Raw genomic sequence first — 24018 nt, 5'->3', positions numbered from 1 at the left:
GCCATAAAATTCATTTTCGACCAAAATATACTGTTTCATTCTCTCTTTTGAAACATCAAATTTTCGTGGATTTTACGGGCTTATTATTTATATTATCTTTTCGTAATATAAAAAAAACAAATCTCTTATTATTGAAATATTTTATTTTTTATTGCTATCTTTGCCTGACATTATTACAATTATAAATGATTATAATTGTGTATTCTCAGATTGTACCAGCCTGTTTTCGAGAATAAAAAAATAAATTGTATACTTTAATAGCATTTGAACAATTAATATTTTTTTGTTAAAAAATTATTATCAAATTGTATTTATGGTTAGAGATATAATATAAATTTATTACTTTTATTCCCTCATAATAAACAAACACTCATTATGCCAATATGTTTTAGTGTTTTGTTATGAAAATCTATATCCATATTTCAATACCATAAATGCTATGAAAAACTTGACTATTTTTGGGCGGAAGCCCCTCGCAAAGCTGGACACCAACAATCTTACATCGACCCAATCTTTGGTTGGCAGTCTCCGGATGACTAACTCACTCAATATTAGTAAATTATCATTAGATCACTATTATAATTAAAAATATTACAAAAACTAACTACTTTAAATTCCACTATAACAAACAACTACTTGTATACCAATAGGTTTATAGCAAATTTGTTATGGAATTTCATGCTAATATCATCAAAGCAATGAAAAACTTAACCATTATTGGACTAACTCCTTTTGAAAAACCGGATGTTAGCCTTATGCCTAAATTGCATAACGCAGGCGCATTTCCTGTCCTAAGTTTAGGGCATGAATTAATCACCGCCCAGGAAGCATTGAACCAGCTTGAGCAGACCCATATACCTTCTTATGGTATTTACATTTCTAATACTACTTTTACTTCTCTCAGGATTCCGGAAAAAGTGAGATTTGCCATTCTTCCATTCGGAACCTCCATCAATTTCTCTTCAGAACTGCCTGTCGTGTATCAGGTAAGCAGTTTGGAAGAAGCACTACAAGCTCAACAATCAGGAGCAAAAGGAATTATCGTCAAAGGAAATGAAGCTGCTGGCCAGGTAGGTTATGAATCTACTTTTGTATTATTTCAGCGTGTTATTAAAGAAATCACGGACATCCCGGTATGGGTACAGGGAGGAATTGGCCTCCACACCGCAGCAGCTGTAAAAGCACTGGGAGCCACAGGTGTTATACTGGATAGCCAGCTTGCCCTTTTCCCTGAAAGCTCGGTACCTCAGGATATCAAAGAGGTCTGTTCAAAACTGAACGGAACAGAAACAAGAATTATAGCCAACCACCGTGTATTGGTGAGGCCCAACTCTCCGGTATTACCGGAAAATATTACCGCCGAAGATCTTAGAAAATATTTTATCGATTTTGACCTCAGCAAGAGCTACATCCCTATGGGACAGGATATTTCGCTGGCAACAGATCTCTATGAGGATTTTAAAACACTTAAAAAAATGGTTTTTGGGTTCAAAGAAGCCATGTACGGCCATTTGAAACAAGCAAAAGCTCTTCAGGTTATTGATAAGGACAATCCACTGGCTCAGGAACTTGGCTTACGTTATCCTATCGCTCAGGGACCTATGACCCGTGTGAGTGATGTTCCTTTATTTGCCAATGCTGTAGCGGAAGCCGGAGCCTTACCTTTTGTAGCTTTATCATTACTGAAAGGTGAGTCGGCAAAGGCTTTGGTAATGGAAACCAAAAAACTGGCGGGTGAAAAAACATGGGGTGTAGGGATTTTAGGATTTGCCCCACCAGAATTAAGAGAAGAGCAAACCGCTTATATATTGGAGGCCAAACCTCCTGTAGTTCTTATTGCCGGTGGAAGACCCGCCCAGGCTAAAATATTTGAAAAAGCAGGAATAAAAAGTTTCCTACACGTTCCTTCTCCTGCCCTGCTGGATATTTTCCTGAAAGAAGGGGCAAAGAATTTTATATTTGAAGGACGTGAATGTGGAGGCCACGTGGGACCGCTTTCAAGCATGGTCCTTTGGGAAAAACAAATTGAACGTATCTTAAAAGAAGAACATCCTGAAAATATCAGTGTGTTTTTTGCAGGAGGAATCCACAATTCATTTTCAACAGCATTCGTTTCTATTATGGCCGCACCACTTGCAGCAAGAGGTGTAAAAATTGGTGTATTAATGGGAACGGCTTATCTCTATACTCAGGAAGCAGTACTTACCGGAGCTATCCAGGAAGAATTCCAGTTGCAGGCTATGCAGGCAAAAGACACTGTCCTGTTGGAAACCGCTCCCGGACACGAAACCCGTTGTCTAAATACGGCATTTGCTCACCATTTTAATACAGAAAAAACCAAACTTCTGGCAGCAGGAATAGATAAAAAGCAAGTCTGGGAACAGCTTGAAAAACTAAATGTAGGCCGTCTCAGAATTGCCGCCAAAGGCATAGAGCGTCAGGGAGACCGGTTGGTTACGATTCCCAAAAGCGAACAGCTGGATTTGGGGATGTATATGATCGGACAGATTGCCACCATGCATAACCGTGTTATTTCACTTGCCGCCCTTCATCAAAATGTCATTGACAATTACGAACATATTCAATCTGCAGCATTACCGGAAGCGCCAATATCCGGCGAAAAACCACTGGACATTGCTATCGTTGGTATGGAATGTATTTTCCCGGGTGCCAAAAACCTGGAAGAATACTGGAGAAATATCATTTTAGGAAAAGACAGTGTCACAGAAGTACCGGATGAAAGATGGAATAAAGAACTTTATTACCACCCGGATTCTGACGGACCGGATGTATCTCATTCCAAATGGGGTGGTTTTATTCCGAAAATCGACTTTGATCCCCTTTCATTTGGAATTCCGCCGCAATCTCTTGCCGCTATTGAGCCTACCCAGTTACTCACCCTGTTGGTAGCCAAACGAGCAATGGAAGATGCCGGATATGGAGAAAAACATATTAACAGAGAAAATATTTCTGTAATTATTGGAGCTGAAGGAGGTAATGACCTTGCCAACAGCTACAGTTTCAGAGGATTTTACAAACAGGTTTTCGGAGAGCTCCATGAAGAAGTAAAAGAAGCCTTCCCTCATACCACAGAGGACTCTTTCCCGGGTATTTTGGCCAATGTAATCGCAGGTAGGATTACCAACCGTTTAGATCTGGGTGGAAGAAACTTCACCGTAGATGCCGCCTGTGCTTCTTCTTTGGCAGCTTTAGATTTGGCTTGCCAGGAACTTGTATTAGGAAAATCCGATATGGTTCTTGCCGGAGGTGCAGATTTACACAATGGAATCAACGATTACCTGATGTTCTCAAGTACCCACGCCCTTTCCAGAAAAGGAAGATGTGCAACATTTGACGGTGAAGCAGACGGAATTGCCCTTGGAGAAGGAATTGCAATCCTTGTTTTGAAAAGATATGAAGATGCCATCAATGACGGAGACCGTATTTACTCTGTAATCAAAGGTGTTGGTGGATCCAGTGATGGTAAAGCCCTTGGATTAACTGCTCCTAGAAAAGTAGGTCAGGTAAGAGCATTAGAACGTGCTTACACTCAGGCTGGAATCAGTGCCGCATCTGTAGGATTGGTAGAAGCTCACGGTACAGGAACTGTTGTGGGTGACAAAACAGAATTAAGTGCCTTAACAAACTTATTCAGCCGTTCAGGCGCACTACCGGGACAGACTCATTTGGGTTCTGTGAAGACACAAATTGGCCACACCAAGTGTGCTGCAGGATTAGCTGGTTTAATCAAAGCTTCCCTTGCTGTTTACCATGGGGTGAAACCTCCTACCCTTCATCTTAAGCAACCTAATGCCTATTATAATGCACAAACCAGCCCATTCTCTTTCCATGCTGAAACAGGATTATGGACTGAGAAAAACCGGTATGCAGGAATCAGTGCTTTTGGATTTGGAGGAACGAACTTCCACACGGTAATTGCTAATCATCCAAAACAAGATGACTCTATCGCAATGCAGTCATGGCCTTCAGAACTATTTGTATTCCGTGGGAATACATATGAAGAAGCTAAAGGACAATCGAGCCAGATCAAAACCTTATTGGAAATCAATGATGGAATTCCATTAAAAGATATTGCTTATAGCTTAAGCATCGGTTCAGAAAAACCTATTCAGTTCAGTATCGTTGCAGATACAGCTGAAGATCTAATGATGAAGCTTGAATTGGTCTTATTAGGAATCGAAACTAAAGATACTTTCACCGTTAATAAAAAAGAAGGTAAGGTAGCCTTTACATTCCCCGGACAAGGAAGCCAGAGAATCAATATGGCTCGTGACTTATTCGTAGTCTTCCCGGCAATGCGTAAGATTATCGATAGCTATCCGGAGCTTGAAAGAGTGGTTTTCCCTTCTACAACATTTAACGAAGCGGATTTAAAACAACAGAAAGAAACCATTAAAGACACCCGTTTAGCACAGCCGCTTTTAGGAATTGTTGATCTTGCATTGGCCAAATTTTTAGAATCATTGGGAATCATTCCTGATATGCTGGCTGGTCACAGCTATGGTGAATTACCGGCTTTATGTTTCTCAGGTGTATTTGCAGAAGATCAATTGGTTGACTTAAGTATCCGGAGAGCTCAGTCTATTCTGGACTCAGTAGAAGGTGGAGATCCCGGTTCCATGTTAGCAGCAAGCAGCACTCACGAACGCTTACAGCCAATCATCGCTAAAGTGGAAGGATGTTATCCGGTTAACTTCAATGCACCTACCCAGTGTGTTATCGCAGGAAGTACACCAGCAATCAATGCATTACTGGAAGTCCTAAAACAGGAAGGTATTTCTGCTAAAAAATTAGAAGTGGCATGTGCATTCCACAGTCCATTATTGGCAAAATCTAAAGGTTTATATGCTGACGTATTAAAAGACATTCCTTTCCAGGAAATGCAGATCCCTGTATGGTCCAATACGACAGCAGAAGTATATCCATCGAATCCGTCAGACATTAAAGAAAGATTGACTGAACATTTGGTACAGCCTGTAAGATTTGTCGAGCAGATGCAAGCTATGTATAATGATGGAGCAAGGATCTTCATCGAGGTAGGCCCAGGAAAAGTACTTACTGGATTGGCAAAATCATGTCTTGAAAAAGATCAGTTGACCTTATATGTTGAAGACAGCAGCCGTAATAAATTCACCCACCTGCTTTGCATGCTTGCCCAATACCTGGGTACAGGACGTAACTTTAATATCACTAAGCTTTTCGATGGTCGTAACGTTAAACTTATCGACATTGATCAGCCTGAACTTTATAAGAAAAACCCTGCCATTTGGAGGGTTAATGGACAAGCTGCACATCCAACTACAGGCACACTGCCTTCCAATGGTGCACTACCAATTTTAACTCCTATTGCCATGAATAATTTTACGAATAATCAGCAAGCTCCTGCCACTGAAAGCTTATCAACAGCTGAACGTATGCTGCAGGAATATTTAAATAGCATGAAACTAATGATACAGGCGCAACGGGATGTGATGCTTTCCTTTATGGGACAGAATCCTCAGGTACACCCGGCACCTGTTTATACTTCACCGATTCAGGCTCCTGCCGGTCAACAGATGGCAGCAATCCCTGTTCAGCCTGCTCGTCAGGAGGTTCCGGCAGCCGTGGCTCAGGTAAAACAGGCTCCTGTAAGAGATATCAAATCTTTATTACTACAGGTAGTAAGCGATAAAACAGGATATCCACAGGAAATGCTGGGAATGGAAATGGACCTGGAAGCGGATTTAAGTATTGATTCAATCAAAAGAGTTGAAATCATAGGAACACTTCGTAATGAACTGGGTACCCTGTCTAATGGCAATACCAACGAAGATACTGTAATGGAGCAATTAGCAGGAATAAAAACCCTGAGTGGTTTGGTTTCATGGCTTACCGAGTACTCAGGAGCGGGAGCAGCATCTGTTTCAGAAAAAAACGGAGCAGCAACGGAAGCGCCGGCTTCAAAACCTCAGGCTCAGTCTGCATTATCTCTTGAAGATCTTCAAAATGCCATTCTGACGATTGTCAGTGAGAAAACCGGATATCCAAAAGAAATGCTGGGATTAGACTTAGATCTGGAAGCAGACCTTAGTATTGACTCCATTAAGCGTATGGAAATTATCGGAGACCTTAAAACCAAAATCGGATTTGGTCAAAATCTGGAGCAGGCTGATGATCTTATGGAAAAATTAGCTGCCATTAAAACACTTCGCGGGTTGGCAAGCTGGATCAGCGATATGAGTGGTGATACCCATGAGACAAAAGCTGAAGCTAAGGAGGCCGTCGCTTCTGAGCCGGCACAAAATATATTATCCCGTCTTCGTTTTGATATCACTCCAACGGATGCTTCTTTATTGCAGAATACAGAAGTATTGCAGGGAAAACGTTTTGCAATTACTCAGGACAACAGCCAACAGACCTCAGCAATCAAAGAAGCATTAGAAAAACATGGTGCGATTGCAGAATTAGTAGATACAGAAAAAGACCTTTCCGGCTTTGACGGACTGATCATGCTGGATATGTTCTCTGCTGAAGTGAAGCACAGCATTATTGATCATGTAGATCTTATCAAAAAACTGGATTTCGATAAAGCTAAGTGGGTGTACCTTATCTCAGATATTCCGGCACACCTTAAGGAAATCAATGATGCCCGTATATTACGTCACCATCAGGGATATCCGGGTCTGTTCAAAAGTTTAGCCCGTGAATTTGATCATACGACCTGCAGACTGATCAGTCTGAGCACTCCCCAGGCAGTCAATCAGATTGCAGAGATCACTTTAAAGGAAATCCTGACCAATGATAAACCTGCGGAAGTTATTTACAAAGATGAACAACGACACAAAGTAGATATCATCCCATCCCCATTGTCCACCAGCCTGGAAGAAGCACATATTCAACTGGATCAAAAGTCTGTTGTTTTAGTTCTCGGAGGGGCACAGGGAATCACAGCCGAACTCGCCAAACACATGTCACAAGCCTATCCTTGTACCTATATTCTGGTGGGAAGATCCGCTGACCCAAGAGAGGAAGCTTCGGATCTGAAAGAATTTGAAGCAATGAAAACAAAAGAGGAAATAAGAGCCCATCTTATTAAATCTGCAACATTCACTTCTCCTGCACAAGTAGAAAAAGAGACCGTAAGAATCTTCAAAAACAATCAGATCCTTCGTACCATCCGCGATATGGAACTGCTTGGAAATACCATAATTTACCAGTCTTTAGACCTTTGTGATGAAGACGGACTAAGCAACCTGATCAATGGTATTTATGAAAAATATGACCGTTTGGATGGAGTGATTCATGGAGCAGGTCTTTTAGAAGATAAATTATTCAAGCAGAAAACAACCAGCTCTTTCGGACGTGTATTTGACACTAAGGTAAAACCTCTACGTGTATTGGCAGAACAGCTTCGTACAGACTGTCAGTTTGTGGTCCTTTTCTCCAGTATCGCTTCCGTATATGGAAACAAAGGTCAGACAGATTATGCTGCTGCCAACAGTGTATTGGATGATTACGCCAATGCTTTGAATAAAAGATTAAAAGGAAAAGTAATTTCCATCAACTGGGGACCATGGAAAGGTGCCGGAATGGTTTCATCAACGCTGGAAACAGAATATGAACGTCGCGGTATTTCTTTAATTCCATTGGATGAAGGTAAGGAGATCTTCCTTAATGAAATAAAATACGGAACTGAAAGCCAGGTGCTGATCATGTCGGGAAATAATTGGTAACCCTCTGTATAAACTAAGTATGAAAAAAACGGATGTTGCTGTAATTGGTTTGTCTTGTGTCTTTCCGGGGGCACAGGACGCCAACACTTTTTGGCAGAATATTGTCAATAAAGTAGACTCTACCCAATTGGCTCCGGCTGATAGGATAGATCCGGTTCACTTTAGTGATGCCACAAGCCCTGTTGACCGCTTTTATTGTCAGCGTGGGGGATTTATTCCTGACTATGAATTCGATCCTACGGCATTTGGCATTTTGCCATTGGCTGTGGAAGGAACAGAACCTGATCATTTATTAACCCTTGATTTGGTTCAGAAAGCATTGCAGGATGCCGGGGTCTTTCAAAAAAAGGCTTCCCTTGAAAAAACGGGAATTATCATCGGTAAAGGAAACTATACCGGTCCTGGAGCTACCCGTGCCATCGAAATTGTAAGAACCGGAGAACAAATCTCTTCGTTACTGCAGGAGCTATTACCTCAGGTATCTTCTGCGGATATTGAAAAAGTAAAACACGCTTTCCAGGAACGCAAAGGACGTTTTGCGGCGGATACCGCCATGGGATTAATTCCCAACCTTGTCGCTTCACTGGTGGCCAACCGCTTCAATTTGGGCGGGGCTGCCTTTACGGTGGATGCTGCCTGTGCCAGCGCTTTAATTGCGGTGGATCATGCCGTACAAGAACTTCAGCGGGGACGTTCGGATATGATGATCGCAGGAGGAGTACACACCGGGCAAAATGCTGCTTTCTGGAGTATTTTTGCCCAGCTGGGAGCGATGTCGCATCAACAGCAGATCAAACCGTTCAGTAGTGATGCTGACGGTTTACTGATCGGTGAAGGCTGTGGTTTCGTTGTCTTAAAAAGACTGGAAGATGCGGTACGTGATCAGGATAAAATCTATGCGGTCATTAAAGGAGTAGGTGTAAGCAGTGACGGTAACGGAACCAGTGTGATGAGTCCTTCTGTGAAAGGTCAGCTGAAAGCACTAGAACAGGCCTGGAACCATGCAGAACTGGATGAAAAGCAGATTGGTTACCTTGAAGCCCATGGTACAGGAACTCCACTTGGAGACAAAACAGAGCTTCAGACCTTAGCGCAGTTCTTTGGAAAAGAAGAGACTGCTCCTATGGCAGGTATAGGATCTGTAAAGTCCAATATCGGACATGCCATGCCGGCTGCAGGAATCGCAGGACTGATTAAAACCTGCCTCGCATTATATCATGATACTCTGCCTCCTACATTATATTGTGAGAATCCAACTGCAGATATGCAGAACACAAGATTCGAACCTGTTCAGGAAGCAAAAAACTGGTCAAAAACAGGACTACCAAAAGTAGCCGCAGTGAATGCTTTCGGATTCGGAGGAATCAATGCACATGTTGTTCTTGAAGGCTATAATATGCCGAAGAAAGATAATGTATTGCTATTGGCAAGACCTACCCATGAAGAATTACTTGCTGCATTACAAAATAATGACAGCACAGTAGGCGAAGGAAATTTCAGGGTGGCGATATTCGATCCAACCCCTGCAAGAATAGAAAAAGCACTTAAAATAGTCTCCAAGAACATCACCTGGAGAAATAAACAGGATATCTGGTATACCTCTGCCCCATTATTAAAAGATGGCGGAAAAGTGGCCTTTGTATTCCCGGGCTTAGATGGTCTGGCTAAAGGTGAAGTAGATACTGTAAGCCGTTATTTCGGTTTATCAGCTCCTATAGAAACCGAAGGGGAAGGTCTTTTAACCGATGCCTTAAACATCTTTAACAACTGCAGTATCCTTGATCATTCATTGAAAAAGCTGGGAATCATCCCGGATATGAATGCAGGACACAGCTTGGGAGAATGGCTGGCAGGTTATTCCTCAGAATTAGCAGAAGCCAATTCTGTAAAAGCTCTAATCGATGTATTGAATCCTGAAACCTTTGAATTAAAAGATTCTAAATTCATTGCTATCGGAGCCGGTATTGATGCCGTTTCACCTCTTATTGAGCAAATCCAGAATCTATACGTATCCAATGACAACTGCCCTAATCAGGTGATCCTTTGCGGCAGCAATGCAGCACTGGATGAGTTGGTTCCGGTATTAAAATCAAAGCAGATCTTCCACCAGATCCTGCCGTTCCAATCCGGATTCCACTCTCCATTTATCGCTGATAAACTGGATGTGATCCTTGCCGGAATGGAAAAAGCAGAGTTCCAACAGACCAAGATCCCGTTATGGTCTGCAACGACGCTGGAACCTTATCCGGGCGATCAGGCAGCCATCAGAAAGCTGAGCGCTGAGCATCTTGTTCAGCCGGTTCGTTTCCGTGAACTGACAGACAGACTTTACGAAGAAGGAGCAAGATTCTTTATCCAGGTGGGTACCGGAGGACTGATCGGTTTCATTGATGATACCTTAAAAGGAAAAGCATTCAGTACCATCGCTTCCAGTGTTCCTACCCGATCTGCACTGGCTCAGCTGCAGCGTGTAGTAGCTTCATTATTTGTGGAAGGAAAGACGATTGCCCTTGACTTTCTGGAGATTCAGAATCATACAAAAAAAACATCAGGAAAAGGGATCAAACTGGAATTGGGGTCACCTATTATCCGTAATTTCAAAGAAATTAAAAGCCTGGTTCCTTCTTTTGAAGCTTCCAAACAATATACCGCTTCGCCTATTGCTACAAAAAGCGGTCATCCACTTGTACAGGCCTTCCAGGACAATGTTGCAGATATGATCCGTATGCAGGAAGAAGTGCTAACCCTTTTCCAGAACCGCCCGGAAATTACTATCCAGCGTCCAGCTCCTGTAGCTGCTAAAGCACCGAGAAGTACCCATTTCTCAAAAGATCTGTATGTTACCCTGGAAAGTCATCCTTATCTTATCGATCACAGTTTATTGAGACAGCCTAAAGGATGGGCTCATGTCGCTGATATGGAACCGGTCATCCCGATGACCATGATTTTTGAGCAGCTGGCAGAAATTGCTGAAGCAGAAATTCCGGGAACACTGGTTCATAAAATTATGAATGTAAGTGTTTTCCAGTGGATGAATGTAGCCAAGCCTTTTGAAAAAACAGTACAGGGAGAATGGCGTTCATCTCACCACGCTTACCTGGATATCGAGAATTTTGCGAATGCAGAAGTGATTTTAAAATCATCTCCGGTACCTACCCCTGACTTCAACCTTTCCGTAGGTGATCTTTTACCTATCGAAAGAACTCCTGAAGAAATTTATGATATGCATATGTTCCACGGAGAAAAATATCAGGGAATTACTGAAATTTCATCAGTAGGAACTAAAGGTATCGTAGGAAAGATCAAAGGAAATGGTGGTAAAGGCTCTTTACTGGACAATGCAGGACAGCTATTCGGACTTTGGCTGCAGCTTACATTAGTGAAAGACCGTATTGCATTCCCGGTGAAGATCAGAGATATTGAATTCTTTGGCGATATGCATGACCAGGAAGGTATTTTCGAATGTACCTGTATGCTTACCGAGCTTAATGATGAATTTGCAACAGCCAATATCGTCCTTACAAGAGACGGAAAAGTTTGGTGTGCCATTACCGGCTGGCAAAACAGAAGATTGGAAATCGATGCTGCGTTATGGAATGTTTCCATGTCACCACTGCATAACCGTCTTTCGGAGGAAATTGCCCCTGAAGTATTCTTTTTCCACCAGGCATATACCAGAGTGGCTTCGTGGGATTTTATCCTCAAAAGATATTTCAACCAAACGGAAAAACAATTTCAGCAACAGCTATTGCCTAACAAAAAGAAAAACTGGATGGTAAGCCGCGTAGCAGTAAAAGATGCCGTAAGAAATCTTCTCCGCAAGGAAAAAGATCATGCCTGCTTCCCGATTACCTTTGAAATCCGTTCCGATGAAGTGGGGAAACCTTACCTCATCAGTGATTTTACAGAAAACATTCATATTTCACTGGCTCATAAAGGAAAAGACGCAGTAGGAATAGCACGTTATGGAAAATCGGTAGGAATTGATATGGAGCTCATTGAAGAACGCAGCTCCGGATTCTACGACATGGTATTTACCGAAAAGGAATTAGCATTATTAAAAGACAGAGATCAGGCTGAATGGACGACCCGTTTCTGGGTAGCCAAGGAAGCATACGGAAAGTTCCTGGGTACAGGACTGAAAGGAAATCCTAAAGCCTTCGAAGTCGAACTTATAAAAGATGATCACTTATGGATCAACACTATTGAAATCAAAACTATTAAACATCAAAATTATATTATCGGATGGACACTGTAAACCCAACATTAAAATTGAACCACGAAGAACTATTTACTCTTTTAAAAGGTTTTATTACTGAAGTGATAGGCGCAGAATTTGTAGAAGAAATGGACATCACTCCTGAAAGTTCATTCACCAAGGATTTGGAAATGGACAGCATAGAAATTGTCTCTTTTTCTGAAAAAATCAAAGCGCATTTTGGCGATCAGATTGATTTTACCGGTTGGCTGTCTTCTATGGACTTAGACCAGCTGATCAATCTTGACCTTAGTATGATCATCAATTATATCTACGAATGCCAATAATCACTGTCAATAACAGGCAAGTTCATATACAGGAACTCAACAAAGATGCCGAACAAACCGTGGTGCTGATCCACGGGATGTTCAGCAACCTGTCCATTTATTATTTTAATATTGCCCCTATCCTGGCAAAGCACTTCCATGTAGTGATGTACGATTTGAAAAGCCACGGCATGAGTGAGCGTTTTCTCAACGGATATGATCTCGATACCATGTCATCCGATCTGATTAGTTTAATAGATCACCTTCAGTTGGAAAAAGTACATTTGGTAGGCTACAGTTTCGGCGGTCTTATCGCTTTGAAAACAGCATTAGAATATCCGAATCGCATCAACCAGCTGGCCGTTATGGAAGCACCGGATCCTCAGGACGAAAAGGCACGTAATATTATTGATGAGTACAGCAAAGAGTTTCTTGAGCATTATGTAGCCAATTTTACGGATACCACCAAAGTGCAGATGGGGAAAAGACAGATGGAAAAAAACCATCGTATGTATGAGTTTCTGTTTAATCAGACCAGCATTAAGGCAGATATGATCAAGGAAAAACATTTTCTTGGTGAGGCACCTCTTACCGAACTGGCAGTTCCCACCTTATTAGTGTATGGTGCGGAGTCCAACTGCAGGCCTACAGGAGAATGGCTTCAGACACAGATCAGCACTTCAGAGCTTGAATTGATTCCTGGTGATCATAATATCCCGATACAGGAACCTCATCTCATCGCAGAAACTATCGTTCATTTTTTATCTAAAATTTTAACACAAAACCATGGCTAAATTTGCATTTATAGTTCCACCATTGACCGGGCACGTCAATCCAACCCTAAGCATCGGGGCTACGCTGCTGGAAAGAGGACATGAGGTGGCCTGGATCAGCCTTGACCCTAGTTTGGAGGCTAAGCTTCCTGCAGGAGGAGAATTATTACTGATCCAATACGATCAGTCTGACGAAGAAAAGAAAGAGAGCGAACAATATCTTGATATTATTTCAAAAAAAGTAGTCTACGGAATAGACAGCATCAAGTTTCTTTACGAAGATGTCCTTATTCCTCTAAACAGACATTGCTATAAAGGTATCGTGGCCTTACTTAAAACATACCAACCTGATTTGATTATCGGAGACCATCAGCTTTTTGCGGCACCTATTGCTGCAAAGGCACTGGGAATTCCTTATGCCACTTCTGTTACTGCTCCGGCTGCCATTAAAATCATGAATGAGCTGCCCAAGGTACACGAATGGGAAGTGAATCAGATCATCGATTTACAGAAAGAACTTGGCGTTAATGAAGAGCGTTCCCTGGCTACTTCTGACCTATTGACCCTTGTTTTGACCTCCACTTATTTCTTTGGTGACATGGAGGATCTGCCTTCTCAATATCAATTTACAGGTCCGGTTCTTACAGAGCGCCGTATCTCTTGTGAATTCAATTGGGACAGATTAAAAAGCGCTACCAACAAAAAGATTTTAGTAAGCATCGGAACTACTTTCGATCACGATCATAAAAAAGCATTCTTCCAAAAGGTTATTGATGCTTTTAAAGATGAAGATTTAACGGTTGTAGTGGTTTCCGATCCGCAACTTTTCGAGCAGTGGCCTGAAAACTTTATGGTGTATCAGCAGGTTCCTCAATTGGATCTCTTACCTCATCTGGATGGTGTGGTTTGCCATGGCGGTCACAACACTGTTTCCGAAACGCTATCCAATGGTATTCCTTTAGTAGTCATTCCTATCGCTTACGACCAGTCACATGTGGCAGGACGCGTTGTGCGTACAGAAGCAGGGGAACGTCTTAACTTCAACCGATTCAAAGCCAACCACCTGAGAGATGCCGTCCATCAGATTTTACATAATCCAGGCTACCGGGAAGCCGCCCAAAAAGTGGGACAGTCTTTTGTGGAAGCGGGAGGTTCAGAGACTGCAGCAGATTTATTGGAAAAAGCTATATTAAGGGCTTCAAAACCTGAGAAACCGTCTAAATTCTTATTTGTTGTCCCTCCATTTTTCGGACACGTCAGCCCTACTTTAAGTGTAGGAGCGAGTCTGATTGCGCGTGGTCATGAAGTAAAATGGTTTGGGATTACCCCTTTAGACAGCAAACATATTCCGGAAGGAGGTTCTTATTATTATCCTGAAGAAGACCTTATTCCGTATCAGGATGAAATCGCCCGTATTTTAAAAAGACAGGACGACGGACCGGCATGTTCCGGACCTGAAGTGATGAAACTGGCACTGGAAGAAACCTATGTCCCGTTTGCCAAGATGATGATGCCGGGATTAACCCGCCTTGCAGAAAGCTGGAAACCTGATGTCATCGTGAATGACTGTATTAGTTTTGGAGGAGCCCTTTTCGCTCATAAACATAATATCCCCTGTGTCACCACAACCCCTGTTCCACCGGATGTGATGGGAGACACGGAAAAGTCCGCCCCAAAAATCTGGGAATGGCAACAAAACCTGATTAAAGATCTACAAAAAGAAGTAGGCATCCATGAGGAAGGCATTTATATCCATTCTCATAAATTAAATATGGTGTTTACTTCACAGGCTTTTGCCGGTTTTGAAACCGTTCCGGCCCATATGAAATTTGTAGGTCCGGTAAAAGGCCGTCCCAATGATGCTCCTTTTGACTGGGATAAGCTGAATGCTTCTACTACCCCAAAGATCTTTGTATCCTTAGGTACCTTATTAGTGGACATCAGAAAAGCTTTCTTTGAAAAGATTATTGCTGCATTTGCTGACCAGCCGGTTACAGTGATTGCGGCTACTCCACCGGAGATCTTTGAAGAATGGCCATCAAACTTTATTGTGAACAGTTTCGTCCCTCAATCAGCAGTCATGCAGCAAATGGATATGGTGATCTGCCATGGTGGTTTCAATACCGTTAACGATACATTCAGAAACGGACTGCCTATGCTGATTACGCCTATTGCTTATGATCATTTTCATATCGCCAAATTAATCGAACAGGCAGGCTGCGGAATCAGTATCCGATACAAACGACTTCGTGTGGAAGCGCTTCGTGAGACTGTTTTTGAATTACTGGAAAATCCAAAATACCGAGCTGCTGCTATGGAAGTTCAGCATACTTTCCATACCGCGGGCGGTAACGATAAAGCAGTAGAATTGTTAGAAAACTTTGTACAGGAACATTCCACATTAGCTTCTGTATAGCCTATGAAATCGCCATAATTTACAGACTCAACACTGATAAAAACGACGCGATTGCATATGACCTAATAAAAAAGATAGACATCTACATATGAAAAGAAGATTGTTATTCGGAGAACGTATGCTATTGGGAGACGGAACAGAACCTTTCAATGCAGTGATTCCTTTCAGGCTGAGAGGAACCTTTAAGCTTGCAGACATCCAACGGGCCCTGGCTCAGATTCAAAAAAAACATCCATGGTTGAGGGCACTCATCACCCATGATGAAAAAAATATTCCATGGTTTGATGTACAGGAAACCTCTATATCCATTCCGGTGCGGATCATACCCCGCCAGCATGAAAACCAATGGCAGGAAGAATCCACGAAAGAATGGCATACCCTGTTCAATTACGAAAAACTTCCCCTGATCCGGTTTGTATGGATCAAAGGGGAAGAAGTTTCAGATATGCTTTTTGCATTCCATCACTGTTTATGTGATGGTGGCTCTGCAATGGCTTTTTTAGATGAATTTTTAAAAACACTCGATAATCCGTCCACTGATATTGGAACAGAAAACCCTATATTGGGAATTCAGGATGTCGTTCCCGCCCATATTTTAAACAGCCGTAAGCAGCAGCTGAAGGCTAAATTTATTGGCAGACTGGCAGCAACAGCCATCAGGTTTATCCCTGTAGGTAAAAAAGCTGTTGACCGGCAGGACGATTATCTGATTAACTGGAAAGTGGATGAAGCGGTAAGCCAGCAGCTGATTTCCTATTGCAAATCCAATGAAGTTACCGTCAATACGTTCTTAAGTGCGGCATTGCTTCAGGCATTCAGAAAAGTAAAAGGATCAGCAGCCTTTAACAAGATTTCCTGCCCTGTAGACATCAGACGTTTTGCCACCCAGATCAAAAATGACCACATCTTCGCTTTTGGGCTGATGATTGTGGTTTCCTCCAATGAAAAGATGAGTTTTCTGGAAAACCTACGTTCCATGCAGGCTTCTGTAGAGCGTAAAACGTCCAAGCTCAATCCTTATATTACCATGATGGTGATGGAATCCGGACATGATGCTTTGAATAATTTCACCAAGCTTCTAAAGAACGGAAAATCCTCCAACGACTGTATGTTTTCCAATCTGGGACGCATCCAGATTCCTCATGAGTATAAAGAGTTTTCGGTAGATACTATTTTCAGTCCGTCGGTAATCGGACCATTAGGGAATACGACGACGATGGTGGTTTCTACCTACCGTGGAAAAATGGACTTTTCCTTTGTGGGAAGTGAAGGATATCTACCTTATACCGAAGCATTGGCCATCCGTGATGAAGTGATGCAGATCATCAAAGTACAACTGGAATATATCGCCGTATCATGATCAGAAGAAAACTAATGATGGTGGAAAGGATCATGTATGTGGATCCCGAAACCCCCGTAAACTGTATATTTGCAGCCAAAATAAAAGGAGAACTTCTGGAGCAGAATTTTAAAACTGCTCTGGAAAAAATCCAGCAGAAACATGCGTTATTAAGAGTGGTGATAGACTCTAAAAGTGAGAAATACCCATTTTTTATAGAAGAAAAAGAGATTGCTCCTATCCCGCTCCGCATCGTAGAAAGAAAAACAGACCAGGACTGGCTGACAGAGTCTCAAAAAGAATGGAAAATCTTATTTGAGGAAGAAAAAACACCACTAGCCCGTGTCGTCTGGGTAAGAGGACAGGATGTTTCTGAAGTCTTTTGGGCCATCCCCCATTGCATTTCAGACGGAACCACCGGAGTAACTTTAATGAAGGAGCTTCTTCAGCTTTTGGAAAATCCTGCTTTGGAATTAGAACCTTATGAGGCTTTCACTTCAGTAGATGAATTTCTCCCTTCCAACTTTAATGTAAAAAGTAAAAAATTCAAAGCCAAACTTTATCTGACCTTTGCCAGGCTCTTCTTTATGCTACAGCAAAAAAGCAAAAAAAGAAACCTTGGAAAAGACTATGTTCTTCACCAAAAACTGGATCCGACAACTACGGCTCAAATTACTGAAAGATGTAAAGCCAATGGAGTTTCCGTACATGCTTTGCTTTGTTCTGCATTCATGCAGGCATTCCAGGAAGTAAAAGGGAAAGAAGCCAAAGGAAAAGTGATCAGCCCGGTGGATGTGCGTCATTTTATTCCAGAAATCAAAGAGGATCATTTATTTGCCTTTGCACCAACCGTTGACCTTGCTATTAAAAAAGGAAATTCTGATCTGTTGAACAATGCCAAGCAGATTAAAGAAGACCTTGTTCAGAAAATAGGAAAAATGGAAGCCCGCGAACTGCTGTGGATGGGTGAACAGATGCACCCGATTGTTGACCGTATGATCTCCATGCTTAAATCAAGCAATGGCGGTCATGATGTAACCCTATCCAATATGGGCAGGATCAACATCCCGAACGACTACAAAAACTTCAACATTGAAACCATTTTCAGCCCTACGGTAGCCTTCCCATGGCTGAACTCAAATACTTTGGTAGCGAGTACGTACAATCATCAGATGGATTTTATATTTTTGTCCAACGAAGACTTCCTTCCCAAAGCGGAAGCCGCTAAAATAAAAGAGAAAGCCATAGCGCTAATGACCACCTCATGAAATTGAAATTTAAGCCGAAGCCACCTAAAAAGCTCAAAAAAACAACCCTTAAACGCTTTCTTATGAAGCGTACGATTTACTATGTCCTTCCGAATGTTTTTTTCAATTTCATCATCGCCTATGCCAGCTTCAAAGAATTAGGCTACACCCATTTTTTCTCCGGCGAACAGAATCTGGCCCGCCTTACCCTACCCATGGCCCTATTTCTCCCCGTTGTCCTCACCATAGATATCATCAAAAGAGTCACCGATGCCGCCGGACAAGGCGCCATTGAGTTTACCGTAGATGAACAGCTGAATATAAAAAAACTGATGACCAAGCTGAGTATTCTGCATGGCGTGATTACCTGTTCTTTGGTTTTAGCTATGCTTTTTCTAGGACAATATAATTTTTCAAAGGATTATAAGCTGGATGCTACGGCAATGGCTGTGGTGGTTGGGACACTGGCTGGGATATTGTCTGTGATTTTTGTGTATTTGCCGGTGTGGAGACTGAGGAGGTGGATGTGTAGGAGGGGGAAAATTCTTTCCTAGTAATATTTTTAATAAAAAAAAGCTCTCCCTTCATGAAATACCAAGTATCATTATATATAAACTAAAGAAGCAATTAAAAATACAAAAACATAATAATAGAAAAATCCTGGATTATTATATCGTTTACGGTTTACCTTTTTTTAACTCAGATTCATTGATTATATTTACAGTTTATACTAAAAACTAAATGATAATCAACGATGGATGCCTTTAAAACTCATGAACAAGTAATAAATGACTATAAATCATATTTGCAATCATTTATTAATATTAAAGATAAGCGAATCTCAGACTTTGTTAATGAATCTACATTAGTCAATAATATTCTACCAGAACCACTTATACAATTTAATCCCTCTTTTGAAAGAGGGCAATCTTTTAATGAATTAATTCAAGAGAATGTAGTACATCCAGATTTACCAAGAGCTTTTGGATCATATAAATTATACAGACATCAGGTTGAAGCAATCAAAAAAGGTGTTCAAGATAAAGGATTTATAGTAACTTCCGGTACAGGATCAGGTAAATCATTAACTTTTTTAGCTACTATTTTTAATGATCTTTTAAAAAAAGGATTAGAAAAAAAGGAGGGTGTTAAAGCAATATTGGTATATCCAATGAATGCTTTAATCAATTCCCAAGAAGAGGAAATAAAAAAATATAAAATTAGTTATTTAGAGCAATTTGTTACCCTTCCTGAAGCTGAAAAGAAAAATAAGACACTGGATGAAATTATAAATGAATTAGAAAGCTTATCAACAGAAAGATTTCCTATTACATTTGCAAAATATACTGGCCAGGAATCCACAATTGATAGGGATCAGGTAAAAAATATTACACCAGATATTATTTTGACCAATTATATGATGTTGGAATTAATAATGACCAGATACACTGAAGATTGGTTAAGAAAATCTATAGAAACCCATCTCAAATATGTTGTTTATGATGAATTACATACCTATAGAGGAAGGCAAGGAGCAGATGTAAGTTTATTAAATCGCAGGGTTCAGGCACTTTCAAAAAATGATTTAATTTTTATCGGAACTTCTGCAACTATGGCTTCCCAAGGTACACCGGAGGAAAAAAAGAAAAAAGTAGCAGAAGTGGCTACACAAATATTTGGTAAAGAATTTTCAACTGATGATATTATCAATGAATATCTTGAACCCTGCACTTCTGCCAAAGAGGTTAACCCATTTCAACTAGCTAACGCTATCCGAAATGGCGTTAATTCAAATGGTACTGAAGAGAATTTTAAAGAAAATGATCTGGCAAATTGGCTGGAAATGAATATTGCTTTAAAATCTAATCATGGAGTATTAGAAAGAGGTATACCAAGAAATATAGATAATATAGTAGAATTAATACATAAAGAAACTTCTTTATTTACAGATGATATTAAAAAGAGTATAAATGATCTTTTAAAATGGGCAGAAAGGATTAATGAAGAAAGTAGAAAAAATGGAAAACGCCAATCCTTTTTACCATTTCGTTTTCATCAATTTATCTCTCAAACCGGTTCCATTTCAGTAACATTAGAGCCAAGAGATACACGACAAATCGTTTCTTCAGATGAGCAATATCTGAAAATAAATGATAAAGAAAAAAAATTGTATCCGTTACTTTTTTCTCGTTATTCAGGGTATGAATTTTTGTGTGTGGAATTAAACCTTCATCAAAATGAACTTATACCGGCTATTCCTGATAAGGAATTTGTTAATAAGAAAAGAACTGAGGTTAATGAGAAAAATCCAGATTTGGAGGACTTTAAGTTTGGATACCTAATATTAGACGAAGGTGAAGATTTTTGGAATGTTGATTTTAATGATTTAGTACCTCCTGAATGGTGGAACAAGCAAGGCACAGCTTTACTTCCTTACTATCAAATGTTGATGCCTCATGAAATATATTTTAATAGTGACGGGCAATTTTCCTTTGAGCCAGAGTTTCCTATTAAAGGTTATTTTATTCCTGCAAAACTAAGAATTGACCCAACAGCTCAAATTATTTATGAAGATAGTAAAGTAAATGAATTCACTAAACTTTCCAGATTAGGATCTGAAGGTAGAAGTACAGCGACTTCAGTAATTTCTTACGCCATAATTAATAGTCTTCAAGATCAAGAAAAATTACAGGATCAAAAACTTTTGAGCTTTACAGATAATAGGCAAGATGCATCCTTACAATCAGGACATTTTAATGATTTTTATACTACTGTACGTTTAAGATCGGCACTTTACATGGCTTTAGAAAAAAACGAAACTCCTCTTGAAATACATGAAATAGCCGAATCATTATTCAAAATATTAAAACTAAAAGAGAGAGATTATGCAGTATATCCTTCACAAGATGATGATTTTCCAGATGATAGAAATATAGAAGCTCTAAAAAACTATTTAAAATATAGAATATTTCAAGATTTGAAACGAGGATGGCGATATACATTACCTAACCTAGAGCAAGTAGCACTTTTAGATATAAACTATAAAAGCTTAGATAAACTTTCAGGATTGGATGATCGTTTTGAAACTCTTGATTTCCTGAGATATCAATCTAAAGAATATAGAAAAGAGTTTTTAAGAAATGTACTTGATTATTTTAGAACCAATTTTGCTCTTGATCATAAATTCTTTAAAGAAATAGCCAATATAGAAGATTTGATGCGGGATAGACTATCTTCTGATTCATTATGGTCTCTTGATTATAATGAAAATTTAGATAAACCTGCCGAAATGGTTATTACCATTCCCTCTCAAAGACCAAAAGGGAAATATCTAGTGTCAATGGGACTCCGATCCAATTTAGGAAAATATATTAATCGTTGTAGCGATGAGTCAGGTTCTCAAAAATTGAAGGGAGATCAATATCGGGAATTTATTCAAAATTTGCTAACACTACTTACTAGCACAAACTTACTTACATGTGAACAGGATAAAAAGGATGTCGATTTATACTATTATAAGTTAAGGGCAGATCAATTATTATGGACAAAAGGAGATCAAAAAACTGTGAAACTGGATAATACACGATTCAACTTTCAAGTAGAACTTCCTCAGTTAACTCCAAACGGGTATTTTCAAAATTTGTACAAAACAGATTTTACAAAATTTCAGAAAGAGTTAATAGCAAAAGAACATACAGGACAAATTAATGCTACGCAAAGAATTGAGAGAGAAAACCAATTCAGAAAAGGAGAAATATCAGCATTATATTGTTCTCCAACAATGGAATTAGGTATAGATATAGCTAATTTAAATATTGTACATATGAGAAATGTTCCTCCTAATGCAGCCAATTATGCACAAAGAAGCGGACGTGCAGGAAGAGGGGGACAAACAGCATTAGTTTTTACTTATTGCTCTACAATGTCACCACATGATGTAAACTACTTTAAGAATTCTGCAGAAATGGTTGCGGGTGTAGTCCAACCTCCACGAATTGATCTGATTAATGAAGAATTGATAATTACTCATTTAAATGCCTTTCTTCTAATGAAACTCGAGATAGAAGAATTAAAAACTTCCGTCGCTGAGGTATTAGATTTATCAAATGAAACAAATGTAATTGTTCAGTATAATATTTTAAATAGTATAAAACATTCAATTTCTAATTCAAAAAATAACTTTGCAGTAGAATTTGAAAAAATAGCTTATTCTTTATTACCTGAGCTTAATAAAACCAATTGGTTTACTCAACAATGGATATTAAACAGAATAGAAAAATTTCCAACACTATTTGAAGAATCATTCACCCGTTGGATTAGAATGTTTAAAAGTGCATGTACTCTTAGAAATAAAGCGCAGGCAATCCTAGATAATCATACTTATAAAGCTGATAGTACAGAAAAGAGAGAAGCTGCAAAACAAGAACGATTTGCAAGAAAACAAATTGCTTTGTTAAAAAATGAACAACAACAAAACTCAACCAATTCAGAATTTTATATATTTAGGTATTTAGCTGCTGAAGGATTTTTGCCTGGCTACAACTTCACTCGTCTTCCTGTTAGAGTAATATTAGGTAAAAGTTATCGTGACGATGTTGAAGTACTTTCACGACCACGTTCATTAGCCTTAGCTGAATTCGGACCTGCTAATATGGTTTATCATTCAGGTAGTAAATTTAAAATCAACAGGATGATTGTGCCAGACATCGAAAATGCTACTGAAAAAATTCTTGTATCTAATAAAACTGGCTATGCTTATCTCAACGATGATATTAAAATAGCTAATATCGATCCTATTAGTAAAAGCCAGTTAAAAGGTGATGCTATTGAAATGTATACCAATGTTTTAGATTTCTCTGAATGTGAAGGCATACCATCAGAAAAAATATCTTGTATTGAAGAAGAAAGAAATCGCTCCGGATATGAAATCTTATCATATTTTAATTTTCCTCATGGAATTGAAAATGCAAAATCTGTTGTTTTAAAAAAAGGAGGTGAAAAACTTCTACAATTATTTTTTAGCAAAACTGCAAATCTTATTAAGGTTAATAAAAAAGCCAGAAGATCTAAAAAAGAGGGGTTTACAATTGACCAAAGAAATGGAGTTTGGGTACGAGAACGTAACTTAAATAATAATCAAGAATTGCAGCAAAATTCCAGAGATGTAATGCTTTACACAAAAGAAACTGCAGATATCCTTTACATTCAGCCACTCGGTAATATTGGAACAAGCCCAGATCAGGTTATTTCCTTAAGTTATGCACTTAAAAGAGGAATAGAAAAATTGTTTCTTGTAGAAGAAAATGAGATAGCAGTTAGCACTATGGGAGATAGGGAAAAACCCAACATTCTTATTCATGAGGCATCAGAAGGGTCTCTTGGTATTTTATCGCAGTTAATTTCCGAACCTATAAAAATGAAAGAGTGGTTTAAGGCCAGTTATGAAATACTCCATTTTGATCCTGAAACCAGAGAAGAGACTGATAAAGGTAAGAACCTTCCTCATGCAACCTATCAAGATCTATTAAGTTATTATAACCAGATCTATCATAAACAACTTAGTCGCTATATTATTCAAGATGTCTTAGAGTATTTGATGGATTGTGAAATTGAGTTAATACAAGGTGGTGAAAATGATAGAGAAGAACAATACCAATATTTATTGAATGCTTATGATAAAAATAGTGGTACTGAATTTAAATTTATAAAGTATCTTTATGAAAATGGATATACACTTCCTGATAAAGCACAAGTAAATTTAGATAGTTACTACATTAATGCAGACTTTGTATTTAAAAATAATTTTGGATTCACATTGATATTCTGTGATGGTACTATTCATGATCTTCACAAAATAAAAAAACGTGATGAAATGATTGATCAGATACTAAAAGAAGGGGCACATGATATTATTCGGTGGCATCATACAGAATCTTTGGAAGAGTTGATGGAAAGACGGAAAGATATTTTCAGAAAAGTACAATAA

Annotated in this window: 9 protein-coding genes; all 9 read left to right on the top strand. The window is 39.5% G+C overall.

Annotated elements, in window-relative coordinates; all coding sequences use genetic code 11:
* Positions 1 to 668 precede the first annotated feature (668 nt).
* The 9 genes from B8967_RS18960 to B8967_RS18920 all read left to right on the top strand — a co-directional run bounded on the left by B8967_RS18960 (position 669) and on the right by B8967_RS18920 (position 24018).
* Positions 669 to 7733, top strand: a complete 7065-nt coding sequence (locus B8967_RS18960) for a type I polyketide synthase (protein ID WP_228406257.1) — start codon at positions 669 to 671, stop codon at positions 7731 to 7733.
* A 19-nt stretch (positions 7734 to 7752) separates the two neighbouring features.
* Positions 7753 to 11991: a type I polyketide synthase gene (locus B8967_RS18955; RefSeq protein ID WP_084087199.1), complete on the top strand. Its 4239-nt coding sequence runs from the start codon at positions 7753 to 7755 to the stop codon at positions 11989 to 11991.
* Positions 11979 to 12278, top strand: coding sequence for an acyl carrier protein (locus B8967_RS18950; protein ID WP_047486771.1), 300 nt, complete (start codon positions 11979 to 11981; stop codon positions 12276 to 12278). The genes B8967_RS18955 and B8967_RS18950 overlap by 13 nt, the downstream gene beginning before the upstream one ends.
* Positions 12269 to 13051 (top strand): alpha/beta fold hydrolase, encoded by a 783-nt coding sequence (locus B8967_RS18945; RefSeq protein WP_084087197.1) that lies wholly within the window; start codon positions 12269 to 12271, stop codon positions 13049 to 13051. Before B8967_RS18950 ends, B8967_RS18945 begins: the two co-directional genes overlap by 10 nt.
* Complete coding sequence (locus tag B8967_RS18940; protein ID WP_084087195.1) at positions 13044 to 15446, top strand: glycosyltransferase; 2403 nt, start codon at positions 13044 to 13046, stop codon at positions 15444 to 15446. The genes B8967_RS18945 and B8967_RS18940 overlap by 8 nt, the downstream gene beginning before the upstream one ends.
* Before the next feature lie 88 nt (positions 15447 to 15534).
* Entirely contained in the window at positions 15535 to 16806 is a 1272-nt protein-coding gene (locus tag B8967_RS18935; RefSeq protein WP_084087193.1) for a condensation domain-containing protein, read from the top strand.
* A complete protein-coding gene (locus tag B8967_RS18930; RefSeq protein WP_084087191.1) occupies positions 16803 to 18053 on the top strand; it encodes a condensation domain-containing protein in 1251 nt (416 codons plus the stop codon). Before B8967_RS18935 ends, B8967_RS18930 begins: the two co-directional genes overlap by 4 nt.
* 62 nt (positions 18054 to 18115) lie before the next feature.
* Positions 18116 to 18586, top strand: a complete 471-nt coding sequence (locus B8967_RS18925; protein ID WP_228406256.1) for a hypothetical protein — start codon at positions 18116 to 18118, stop codon at positions 18584 to 18586.
* 200 nt (positions 18587 to 18786) lie between these two features.
* Positions 18787 to 24018 (top strand): DEAD/DEAH box helicase, encoded by a 5232-nt coding sequence (locus tag B8967_RS18920; protein WP_084087188.1) that lies wholly within the window; start codon positions 18787 to 18789, stop codon positions 24016 to 24018.

This window comes from Chryseobacterium sp. YR221 (assembly GCF_900176315.1).
Classification (GTDB): Bacteria; Bacteroidota; Bacteroidia; order Flavobacteriales; family Weeksellaceae; genus Chryseobacterium; species Chryseobacterium rhizosphaerae.
Note: the sequence above shows the minus strand (reverse complement) of the source record. Positions and strands in the feature narration are given on the sequence as shown.

What these genes read in the sequence shown, in the direction of transcription:
- B8967_RS18960 (WP_228406257.1), top strand. Translation starts at nt 669, where the DNA reads ATGGAATTTCATGCTAATATCATCAAAGCAATGAAAAACTTAACCATT.
- B8967_RS18955 (WP_084087199.1), top strand. Translation starts at nt 7,753, where the DNA reads ATGAAAAAAACGGATGTTGCTGTAATTGGTTTGTCTTGTGTCTTTCCG.
- B8967_RS18950 (WP_047486771.1), top strand. Translation starts at nt 11,979, where the DNA reads ATGGACACTGTAAACCCAACATTAAAATTGAACCACGAAGAACTATTT.
- B8967_RS18945 (WP_084087197.1), top strand. Translation starts at nt 12,269, where the DNA reads ATGCCAATAATCACTGTCAATAACAGGCAAGTTCATATACAGGAACTC.
- B8967_RS18940 (WP_084087195.1), top strand. Translation starts at nt 13,044, where the DNA reads ATGGCTAAATTTGCATTTATAGTTCCACCATTGACCGGGCACGTCAAT.
- B8967_RS18935 (WP_084087193.1), top strand. Translation starts at nt 15,535, where the DNA reads ATGAAAAGAAGATTGTTATTCGGAGAACGTATGCTATTGGGAGACGGA.
- B8967_RS18930 (WP_084087191.1), top strand. Translation starts at nt 16,803, where the DNA reads ATGATCAGAAGAAAACTAATGATGGTGGAAAGGATCATGTATGTGGAT.
- B8967_RS18925 (WP_228406256.1), top strand. Translation starts at nt 18,116, where the DNA reads ATGAAGCGTACGATTTACTATGTCCTTCCGAATGTTTTTTTCAATTTC.
- B8967_RS18920 (WP_084087188.1), top strand. Translation starts at nt 18,787, where the DNA reads ATGGATGCCTTTAAAACTCATGAACAAGTAATAAATGACTATAAATCA.